This window comes from Vibrio satsumensis, assembly GCF_050337435.1.
Classification (GTDB): domain Bacteria; phylum Pseudomonadota; class Gammaproteobacteria; order Enterobacterales; family Vibrionaceae; genus Vibrio; species Vibrio satsumensis.
This window is the reverse complement of the sequence record NZ_JAKJSX010000008.1, coordinates 238,690-249,432: the sequence shown is the minus strand read 5'-3', so window position 1 is coordinate 249,432 and position 10,743 is coordinate 238,690. Positions and strand designations below refer to the sequence as shown.

10 protein-coding genes are annotated in these 10,743 nt (G+C 43.3%); 5 read left to right on the top strand and 5 right to left on the bottom strand.

All coding sequences use genetic code 11. The features are described 5' to 3' along the window. Positions 1 to 342, bottom strand: a complete 342-nt coding sequence (locus tag L4C44_RS12060; protein ID WP_428805110.1) for a DUF1214 domain-containing protein — start codon at positions 340 to 342, stop codon at positions 1 to 3. A gap of 428 nt (positions 343 to 770) precedes the next feature. Between L4C44_RS12060 and L4C44_RS12055 the strand changes: the two genes are divergently transcribed. Then, entirely contained in the window at positions 771 to 1,133 is a 363-nt protein-coding gene (locus L4C44_RS12055) for a hypothetical protein (RefSeq protein WP_285953814.1), read from the top strand. A 50-nt stretch (positions 1,134 to 1,183) separates the two neighbouring features. Here the strand turns inward: L4C44_RS12055 and L4C44_RS12050 are convergent, their stop codons facing one another. Continuing rightward, positions 1,184 to 1,972: an AraC family transcriptional regulator gene (locus L4C44_RS12050; RefSeq protein WP_123283566.1), complete on the bottom strand. Its 789-nt coding sequence runs from the start codon at positions 1,970 to 1,972 to the stop codon at positions 1,184 to 1,186. A 98-nt stretch (positions 1,973 to 2,070) separates the two neighbouring features. Here L4C44_RS12050 and L4C44_RS12045 point away from each other — a divergent pair, with 98 nt between their 5' ends. The 4 genes from L4C44_RS12045 to L4C44_RS12030 all read left to right on the top strand — a co-directional run bounded on the left by L4C44_RS12045 (position 2,071) and on the right by L4C44_RS12030 (position 6,205). Beyond that, the gene (locus tag L4C44_RS12045) at positions 2,071 to 2,964 is read left to right on the top strand and encodes a DMT family transporter (protein WP_004732002.1); all 894 of its coding nucleotides are present in this window, start codon (positions 2,071 to 2,073) and stop codon (positions 2,962 to 2,964) included. A gap of 193 nt (positions 2,965 to 3,157) precedes the next feature. Then, positions 3,158 to 4,780: a peptide ABC transporter substrate-binding protein gene (locus L4C44_RS12040; protein ID WP_428805109.1), complete on the top strand. Its 1,623-nt coding sequence runs from the start codon at positions 3,158 to 3,160 to the stop codon at positions 4,778 to 4,780. A gap of 375 nt (positions 4,781 to 5,155) precedes the next feature. After that, positions 5,156 to 5,659, top strand: a complete 504-nt coding sequence (locus tag L4C44_RS12035) for an acyl-CoA thioesterase (RefSeq protein ID WP_060980585.1) — start codon at positions 5,156 to 5,158, stop codon at positions 5,657 to 5,659. Between the two features lie 273 nt (positions 5,660 to 5,932). Then, complete coding sequence (locus L4C44_RS12030) at positions 5,933 to 6,205, top strand: hypothetical protein (protein WP_060980586.1); 273 nt, start codon at positions 5,933 to 5,935, stop codon at positions 6,203 to 6,205. A 571-nt stretch (positions 6,206 to 6,776) separates the two neighbouring features. Here the strand turns inward: L4C44_RS12030 and malG are convergent. The 3 genes from malG to malE form a co-directional block, all read right to left on the bottom strand. Then, entirely contained in the window at positions 6,777 to 7,667 is an 891-nt protein-coding gene (gene malG / locus L4C44_RS12025) for a maltose ABC transporter permease MalG (RefSeq protein WP_048610621.1), read from the bottom strand. 11 nt (positions 7,668 to 7,678) lie between these two features. Then, complete coding sequence (malF, locus tag L4C44_RS12020; protein WP_428805108.1) at positions 7,679 to 9,250, bottom strand: maltose ABC transporter permease MalF; 1,572 nt, start codon at positions 9,248 to 9,250, stop codon at positions 7,679 to 7,681. 78 nt (positions 9,251 to 9,328) lie between these two features. Further along, positions 9,329 to 10,513, bottom strand: coding sequence for a maltose/maltodextrin ABC transporter substrate-binding protein MalE (gene malE, locus L4C44_RS12015; protein WP_048614635.1), 1,185 nt, complete (start codon positions 10,511 to 10,513; stop codon positions 9,329 to 9,331). Positions 10,514 to 10,743 lie beyond the last annotated feature (230 nt).

The following is a 10,743-nucleotide window of genomic DNA, read 5'->3' as shown; positions in this document are numbered from 1 at the left end:
CTATAAATACACATACTTCACGAGATAAAAGCTACCTTCTGGGGCTTGTAACCAGTTAGTAGCGTTCACATCACCAGGTCGGTACTTCGATATTTTGATCAGTAAGCTGCCATCGAGTTCTCGATGAAAATTCATGTTGTCGATATTGGTAATCAATTGCTGACCACTATCTGCTACCTCGTCACTTTGCCCATCCATGATAACAATCGACCACAAATCGCTTTCGGCTTCTTCCTTTGTAATTCGATACGTCAGAGATTGGTTATTACTGATTTGTTTGACATCACTCGTCGCTTCAATTTGAGGTTCACTGTCATAAATGAGCTTGGCGATTGCAGACACGTCCTCCAACATTGAGCTCGAAGACCATGCAAAACTTGAGAAAAAGCCGCTTACAAGAAGAGAGAATAACAAAAGATATTTATTGATATTTTTCATTGGGTTGACAACTGTTGATTGATGCTACTTAGATTCTTTTTTGAACCTATCTCCTTTGCTGCATTAGGTTTCCTTTCCTAGAAAACCATGAATGCAGTGATCATAAATAACCAACAGTGTCCTGAATATGGTTTACAGAAATTCAAATATGACTTGAGAGATTCACATTTGAATTTCTCTAATTCTTTGAGTCTTTAAGTGAAGTTAAGCAAACTCAATTCAAACGACATTGAGTTAAAAATTAACGTCTAATGCCAACTCAACATTTTCATTTTCATTTTCATTTTCATTTTCATTTTGGCTGATTATTTAAATCCCGAGGAATCGATAACATGAAATTCAATATTATTTATCTCAATGATCGACGCTATAAGATCTACGATATCGGAGAGGGCCAAAGTGTGATGTTTATTTTCCACAGAGAGAAAAGCATGGCCGATTTAGAAGATATTGTAAGATTGAAGCTAAAAAAGCATCAACGAGTGATCATTGTCGATCTCAGTGATGATTTCCCTAGTGATATTTCAAAAGTGACTGAGGCAAATTGCCAAGCATTGATTGAAGATCTTCACCTACTTGCAGATATTTACTGGCTTGACGATGTAGCAGTAGAAAGCGATTACATTAACAAACCAATTATCGCAACGTTGACGACCCTGTTAGGTAACAGGTGCGTTGCTTTGACTACGTTATAATTGTGTCAAGGGGGAGGCTTGTCATGTTAGCCATGCGAGAGCAGCACGGGTTACAACAAACGGTTCTTATACTGTTCTGGCGTTTGGTTCGCGTAACGTTTGAACATGGTGATAAAAGGGCTTGCTTGGTTGTAACCCAATGTAAGAGCGACTTCCTTGACCGATTGGCCGTTTCTTAACAAGTCCATTGAGTATAGGTAGCGCACTCGCAGTCGCCACTCGGTAAAGCTCATTCCAAGCTCCGTCTGGCAGTGGCGAGAAAGAGTTCTTTCCGTGGTGTGGACACGTTCAGCCCAGTCTTTCAGTGTCACTTCATCGGTTGGGTTTTCTTCAACAGAAGCCAATATTGGTGCTAGGTACTTATTGTCGGTTGAAGGCAAGAAGTGGTGTTCGACCTCACGCTGCGCAAGTTGGTCAAGCAGTACCTGAACGAGCCTTTGATCTTGCTCTGTTTCCGCAACATTTATTCCACGCTCGCGAAAGTCATCGATGATCGAAGACACAATGGGCGTGATCTTTATAAGACTGGTTTTTTCTGGCAGGTGTTGCGTGAGTTCTGGCGCGATATTTAGCGAGCAGTAGTCCAGAGGCTTACGGTTATAACTGCAATGCATCACCCCGGCTGGTACCCAAATCGCCAAATGCGGTGGTGCTAGAAATCGGGTGCTTTCCGCTTCCATCTCTAATATACCACCACTGATCAATTGAACCTGTCCCCATGAGTGGCTATGAACTCGGGTCTCAGTGTTCGACAGAAACGCTTCAAAATTCATAAATACGTTGGATGGTGCCTTGTCAATTGATAAGGATGGGTGAAGGTTTCTGGAGTGTTTTTTCAAACTTGTCTTCCTATCGCGCCTGATGTCTTTCTAAAGATACTTGTAAGTATAACGACCTGTCAAACTAGCTGCATCAACTCATTTGCGACGGAATTCACATGCATTATCTCTTACCATTTTTTACAGTCTGTATCTGGGGCGCCAATGCAATCGTCAACAAGCTTGCTGCAAGCACCATAGAACCTAGCGCGATGAGTTTCTACCGCTGGTTTTTTGCGATGTTAATTCTCACGCCTTTCTGTATTCGCCCTGTGATGAAACAGTGGGCCGTCATTAAGCCAAACCTATCGAAGTTAGCGTTCCTCGGCTTTTTGGGCATGGTGTTGAACCAATCTCTAGGCTACTACGCAGGCTTAACCACAACCGCTTCCAACATGGCATTAATCACATCTTTAGTCCCATTGATCAGCGTGTTTCTAAGCGTTCCTTTGTTGCACAAGTCGATTTCTAGTTTGAGTATTGTTGGTGGTGTGTTGTCATTGTCAGGCTTAGCTCTAATGTTAGGTAAAGGCGATCCATTGTTTTTCATGCATCAAGAATTGACTCAAGGCGATGGCTATATGCTGATTGCGGCCTTTGTTTATGCTTCTTACTGTGTGCTATTGAAACGTTGGAAAATGCCAATCAGTAGCTGGGTGGTGATCTACATTCAGGGTCTGTTTGCTGTCGCGATGCTTACGCCACTTTGGCTTACCAGCGAACAACTTTTACCACCGCAACAAGCAATCCCATTGATAGCTTACGCCGCGGTTGCCGCTTCGATTTTAGCACCTTGGATGTGGGTGAAGGCGATTGACACCATTGGTGCTGACTCAAGCGCGATGTTCATGAACTTACTTCCGGTTGTTGCGATCGTATTAGCCGCGACATGGCTTGGTGAAGAAATTAACCAGTTCCACATCATTGGTGGTGTGATGGTGATTTCAGGCGTCATCCTTGCTCAAATCAAAAGAAAACCAAGGCTTGAGGCTCCTCTCCCTCAGCAAAGCTAAACGCATGGGACAACGCTCATATTAGGGCAAACACTCAAACTCACTTTTTCACAGTGCCTACTCCTAAAGTAGGCACTGTTGTTTTATTTACAAGTCTTTCAAATGCTTTTAATAAGCGTTCATTGTGGTTGCAACATGTTAACGAGTCAGGTTTAATGCATTGAGTACCGTTTAAGTTGTAAAAGGAATTACAATGACTCAACCAGCGATCCCTGTGATCATCTCGTCCCTGCTTGCTTTATCATCTGCTTCAAGCTTTGCCGCCACTGTTCCTGCTGATACACCGTTAGCTGAGGAACAACATTTTGTACGTGGCAACGGTGCAGAGCCCAATACACTAGACCCTAGCTTCGTAAATTCAGGCATGCCCGGTGACATTATCGTCAATGATATGTTTGAAGGCTTTGTGATTGAGAACAGTGACGGGCAAATCATCCCAGGACAAGCCAAAGAATGGTCTATCAGCAAGGACGGAAAAACCGTGACGTTTGTGTTGAAAGAGAATCTCAATTGGTCGAATGGCGATCCAGTCACAGCGTCTGATTTTGTCTTTGGTTGGCAGCGCGCTGTGTCTCCTGAAACGGGTAACAACACGGGTTTTGTTTTTTCAACGGCTAACATCGTGAACGCTAGCGAGATTCTATCAGGAGACAAAGATCCCTCTGAGCTTGGTATCAAAGCATTAGATCAGCGCACGGTTGAAATTTCACTTTCAAAACCTACGCCCTACTTTATGAGTTTAATGAGCATCAAGACCTTCTTCCCTTTGCCTGCTAAGTTGGTTCAAGAGAAAGGTGACCAATGGACTCGCGCAGAAAATATCGCGACCAACGGTGCTTACACTTTGAGTAAATGGGTACCCAACGAATACGTTGAAGTCGAGAGAAACCCAAATTATTGGGATAACACGTCGACAGTCATCAACAAGGTGACCTATTTAGGCTTATCGTCTCAAAATGCTGAGCTGATTCGTTACCAAGCTGGTGAAATTGATATGACCAATCGTGTCCAGCTTGAGTACTACCAAAAATTAATCCAAGAAAGCCCTGAGCAAATCAAAGCGCAAGCTCTATTGGGCTCTTACGTTTATTCATTCAATACACGTCAAGCACCGTTTGATGACGTAAGAGTACGCCAAGCACTGAGCATGGCCGTCAATCGTGAGATTCTGGTCGAGAAAGTTACAGGTCAAGGTGAACCAGAAGCATACAGCGTGACGCCGAATAATATTCCTGACTACACAGCGCCTTTATCCGAATTCAATTCTTTAGACAGCACGCAGCGTTTAACAAAAGCCAAAACACTACTTGCTGACGCTGGATACAACGAGAGCAACCCACTTAAATTCACACTGACATACAACACCAGTGAGAACCACAAGAAAATAGCTATTGCGATTGCATCAATGTGGAAACCACTTGGCGTAACAGTTGAGTTAGAGAACATGGAATGGAAAGCGTATGTTGCAGCGAAAGGGGCTGGTGATTATCAGATTGCGCGCTCATGGGCGTTTGGTGACTACCCAGAACCTTCTGCATTGCTAGAAGCCTTCACTTGTGACCACACTGCAAATGAGAGTGGTTACTGTAACACCGATTATGATGAGCTCTTACAGCAAGCAAGTAAAACGGAAGAACAATCTAAACGCTTCGCTCTATACCAGCACGCAGAGTCGATACTTAACGAATCAGCAGCAGTTATGCCTTTATATCATTACAATCACACTCGATTAGTGCGAAATACACTAAAAGGTTTCCCTAATAATAATCCGAAAGGAAATATCTACGCGAAGGATCTATACTTTATCCAAGAGTAAAAATGAGCTGAATAACAAATATTTTTAACTACCACTTTAGTAGTAAAGAGGCTAGAATCATTTAACTAAACCAGATAAACAGCGGCTAGTTGGCTAAAACAAAATAAGGTACCGTAATGAGTACCACACGGCTTAGAAACACCTAGCATTACGCTAGGTGTTTTTTTTGCAATCAACCTTTCGAGTAACTTACTCGATAAAGTATACCTCTGTTGATGCAACACCTTTAAACACCAATATTCACCAACTTATCACCTGTTCGAAAAAATAGTCTTAATCGTGAGATTATCCGCTTTAATTTATGTCATCTTAAGTATATTGTTATTAGCAAGTAACAAGCATGTTATGCAGCACGATAATAATGAAGGAAAATAAATGAGCAGTAGCAATAGCCGACAAGATGGTAAACGAGACGTTACTCTGCGTTTTTTAGCTGAACCCGGGGATGTGAACTTTGGTGGTAAAGTTCATGGTGGTGCAGTAATGAAATGGGTCGATTTAGCGGCTTATGCTTGTTCTGCTGGATGGAGTGGTAAGTATTGTATTACCGCTTATGCAGGGGGGATTCGATTCGTTGCCCCAATCCATGTTGGCAACCTTGTTGAAGTAAGTGCGAAGGTCATCTATACAGGCTCATCTTCCATGCACATTGCTATCGACGTTCAAGCCAGCGACCCTAAAGAGCTCAATAACCGACTAACGACTCACTGTATCGTTATTATGGTCGCTGTCGATGAAAATGGTAACCCGACAAAAGTGCCGGAGTGGACGCCAGAAACGCCAGAAGACATAGAATTAAGAGATTCAGCTATTCGTCTAATGAACATGCGAAAACAGATCGGCGAAGAGATGGAAGCGCACGTGAAGTACCTTAAATAAGGTCCATATCTAGCTCTACCCTACAAAACCTAATTACAATGCCAAGCACATGCTTGGCATTTGCTTATCTAACTCAACTCCACTATATAAACTCTCACAGACTAAGCCGCGTCTTAGCCAATACTGCTTATCTCAATACGAATTGTCTCAATACAGCTTATATAGCGTGATACTCAGCCAAGGGTTGAAATGAAGCAGCTATTGTTCAGCGATTTGCTCGGACTGTAATAAAGTCGTCATTTTGCTCTGTTTAAATACCGCCAATTATAATGGATGTATTTGAATTTCCCGGAGCCACTCTTGAGCGTCACACGCCCCACTCTTAGCGAATCTACACTGAACAATTTAAAGGCTGTTGAGTACCAATGGGTTAGAACTTTGTACGTCGAAGGCTACGACAGCAATGAAATCAACCACTACATCCAAACTTGTTTTGGCGGTGACCAGACGTTTGCGGATCTATTTCGCCGTGTGGCACTCGATCAAGAAAGCATCTATGTGCTGTTGCAGCATCTTGGTTGTGCTCCTTCTAGTAGAGAATTCTAATCCCAACATCTGATTCTCTCTTACCTTTGAATCGAAACATGCTTTCAAGCAAATTAATAACCGGCAGTGATGATTACTCGCGATACATCAACAGTGGCCTGCCGTTATAGACATTTCCTGTGTAATCTGGCTAATCGTTGCATACAAATCATTGAAGTATCACGCATTGGAATATTAGCAACATATCAATAGTACAACAGCCGCTTATACTGAGAGTCTGATTTGTGAGACTAGTTCATTTCTACAAGTAACCAAAATGAAGTAGTCGGTATTTAAGAGAGAAGTAACTCGAAACTTTGGGCTTTAAAGTAGATACGAGCACGATAGTTGACGAGTAACGCTGACACAAAAAACAAAAAGTAGCAGGCATAAAAAAACCCAAGTAAATACCTGGGTTAGAGTTACAAAAACCACTAATCATTAATAGCGTAAGGAACCTGATTAGTAGCCAGCTATGCGTAACCTGAGGGTTATTTTTATTACTGATCGGCGGCCAAACCAAATGATGTAATAAAAATGCCAATATAGAGCGACCTAACGGTCGCTCTTTTTCTTTCTTATAGGGTATAGCTTATCCTTTTACACCACCTGCCGTCAAACCACCAACTAACCAACGTTGAGCAAGTAAGAACACGATAGTAATCGGAAGTGCTGATAGTACAGCCGCTGCCGCAAAGTCACCCCATAGGTAGTTCTGAGGGTATAGGTATTGCTGCATACCTACTGCTAGTGTGTAAGAGTTCACATCCGATAGTAGGATTGAAGCAACTGGCACCTCACCAACAACACCAATGAAAGATAGAATAAACACAACCGCTAGGATTGGCACAGACAGCGGTAGTAGAACCAGTCTGAATGCTTGCCAAGGCGTTGCACCATCAAGTGCTGCAGCCTCTTCCAGAGAGTTATCTATCGTTTCAAAGTAACCTTTAATTGTCCATACGTGCAGTGCAATACCACCTAGATAAGAGAAGATTAGACCACCGTGTGTGTTCAAGCCTAAGAACGGAATGTATTGACCAAGTTTGTCAAACAGCGCGTAGATTGCTACTAGAGCGAGTACTGCTGGGAACATTTGGAAAATCATCATCGCTTTCAGGATAGTTTCTTTACCTTTGAAGCGCATACGAGCAAATGCGTAAGCCGATGTTGTAGACAATGCCACAATCAAAATAGAGGTAATACCTGCTACTTTTATTGAGTTCCACAACCAAGTAAGTACCGGGAATGGAGGTGGCGTTACCGAGCCATCAGCATTCGTCACTGACATACCCAGAGCCAATTTCCAGTGCTCCAAAGATGGATTGTCTGGAATCAAGCTACCAGTTGCGAAGTTACCTTCACGGAATGAAATAGCAATAATCATTAGCAGTGGGAAAATAATAAGCGCTAAGAAGCACCACAGCGCGAAATGCGTTGCCCATAGTCGGTATTTAAGGCCTTTACCTTGTACCATAGCCATTGTCGTGCTCCTTAATCTTGAGTCAGTTTAGTGAAACGAAGGTTTAGTAACGCTAGTGCACCAACCAGTAGGAAGATAAGCGTTGCGATTGCACTTGCTAGACCGAAGTCTTGACCGCCGCCGCCTTCGAATGCGATTCGGTACGTGTAACTTACAAGCAAGTCCGTGTAACCCGCTGGCTCAGAAGTACCAATCATGTTCGGGCCACCGTTCGTCAATAGTTGAATCATTACAAAGTTGTTGAAGTTAAAGGCAAACGCTGCAATCAATAGCGGTGTAAGCGGTTTAATCATCAATGGGAACGTAATGCGCTTGAAGTTATCAATGAAGTTCGCCCCATCAATCGCTGATGCTTCGTACAAGTCTTCAGGAATCGCTTTTAGTAGACCCATACACAGAATCATCATGTAAGGAAAACCGAGCCATGTATTAACAATCAACACCATGGTTTTCGCAAGAATCGGATCGGAGAACCAGTTAGGGCTTAAGCCAAAAATGCTTTCCAGAACCATGTTGATCTCACCAAAGCTCTGGTTGAACAAACCTTTGAATATTAGGATTGAGATAAACGCTGGTACTGCGTAAGGCAGAATCAATAGAACACGGTATACAGCACGACCTTTCAACTCTTCCCATTGAACAATATTTGCCAAAATGAGACCAATTGCTAAAGTAAACGCAACGGTAAGAATAGAGAACACAACTGTCCAGATAAAGATACTAATGAACGGCTCTTTGATGCCTTCATCTTTCCAAACACGTTCGAAGTTATGAGTACCAATTTCGACAACGAAGCCCGGAGAAATCGTATTGCCAACAAATGCACCGTTCTCGTCTACTGGTTGGTAAAAACCCACTTCCATGTTTGGTTTAAGTGTTTCACCAGACTCATTGTTGTATAGAGTTTCGCCATCATCTTGCATCGTATAAAGAGGAACGACGGCAGCAAACTTACGTAAGCCACTCATGCGGATGTCATCACCATTTGGCAGGTGGAAATCAACGCTGCTGATCGCTGAGCGATTTTGGATGATCGCTTTGATCTTCTCTTTTTCACCTTGTGCAGACTCAATTACAGATAGGTCCATCTCTGTCGCTGTCATGTTTTCTAGAGAAAATACGTCAGTCGCTAACAGTTGGTCGCCATCTTTAACCACGATCTGGTGACCGTCGTCTGTCTTGTACAAAGTGAATGGGTAACTTTCACCGCTTTGGAATGAACGGTCTAATAGAACGGTTTGAGTACGCTCAAGAGAAAGCTGGTTTTTTGCGCTGTAGTTAGTAAACGCAAGCCCTACGGTGTATGCCAATGGGAAAAGAATGAATAAAATCATTCCGGCAATACCTGGGTAAATATAACGGTGGGCGTAAGTTTTCTTACTACCAAAAATGTAAAGTGCCAAAGCCGTTAAGATCACTGTAAGCAGCGCAAATGCGAGCTCACCGCGAGAATACATTAAGATTGTAGCGTAGCCATTAATTAAGCCTACACTACCAAGCAACCCCCATTTGATGAAGACGCTTTTACTGCCTGGAAGGCTTGATGGTGCCGGGATCGCATCTGAACCTTGAACTGACTGCATAGAGGAACCTGCTAACGAGATATAAAAATAGAAAAGTAAGGAGAGGTTGCCCCCTCCTTAAAAGGTAATGCTTTATTATTACTTAGTCATACGAGCTTCAGCAGCATCGAGTGCTTGGTCAACAGATTGACGACCATCAACTACGTTACCGATCGCTTCTTCCATGCTGTACCAGAACGTTGTGAACTGAGGGATGTTAGGCATGATTTCGCCGTTCATCGCGTTGTCCATTGTTGCTGCAATACGCGTGTCGCTGTCTAATTGACGTTGGAAAGAGTTAAGAGCAACAGCGCCAAGTGGCTTATCATCGTTCAAAGTCTTCATACCTTCATCTGTCAGTAGGTAGTTTTCCATGAACTCAACCGCTAAATCGCGGTTTGGAGAAGCTGTGCTGATACCACCCGCCCACACACCAACGAAAGGCTTAGACGCTTTACCGTTGAACTTAGGTAGTGTCGCAACGCCGTAATCTACGCCAGCTTTCTCGATGTTTGCCCAGCCCCAAGGACCGTTGATAGTCATTGCTACGTTACCCGCAACGAATTCAGACTCAGCTACTGAGTAGTCCATGTCTGCAGAGATAACTTTGTCTTGTACCATCTTCTCGATGAAACCTAGAGACTTCTGAACACCATCAGTCGCTACGCCCGCATCTTTAATGTCGTAACCTTCAGCCGTTTGCTTGAATGCGTAACCGCCATCAGCTGCAAGTAGAGGCCATGTGAAGTAAGCGCCACCGCGTAGAGGCCACATGATTGCTTTCTTGCCGTCTTTTTGAAGTTCAGCGTTAAGTGCTGGGATTTCTTCCCAAGACTTAGGTGGGTTAGGAACAAGTGCTTTGTTGTAGATTAGAGAAACTGACTCAACCGCTACTGGGTAAGCAATTGTTTTACCTTCGTATGAAACAGCGTCCCATGCGAAGTCTACGATACCTTCTTTGGTTTCTTTAGAAGGTTTGATATCAGCAAGAAGACCCGCTTCTGCAAAACCACCAAAACGGTCGTGAGCGTAGAAAATCATGTCTGGGCCGTCGCCCGCTGCTGCTACTTGAGAGAATTTCTCTTCTAGTTTATCTGGGAAAGCTACTGTTACTTTAACGCCAGTATCTTCTTCGAAACGTTTACCTACTTCAGCCATTCCTTCATAAGCTTTATCGCCACCAACCCAAATAGTTAGTTGACCTTCTTCGATAGCAGCGTTTGCACCAAATGAACCCAGAGCCACTATTGTGCCTAGAGCTACAGCGCTTAGAGCGTTTTTCATGTCAATATCCTTTTTATATTTATACGTAGGGCGCATTCAATTAAGACGAGCCAGTTTTCGGAGGTTATGATCTGAGAAAATCAATGACAGCTCATCATCCTAGCCACTACGCCCTCGCTATTATGGCTTAATTTCGTGATCGTCATCCGGTCAGATTAGAGAGCAAAGTCACAAAGTGCATACTCACCGTGATCCACATCACCGTTACGTGGTGGATTTATTTGAACTGG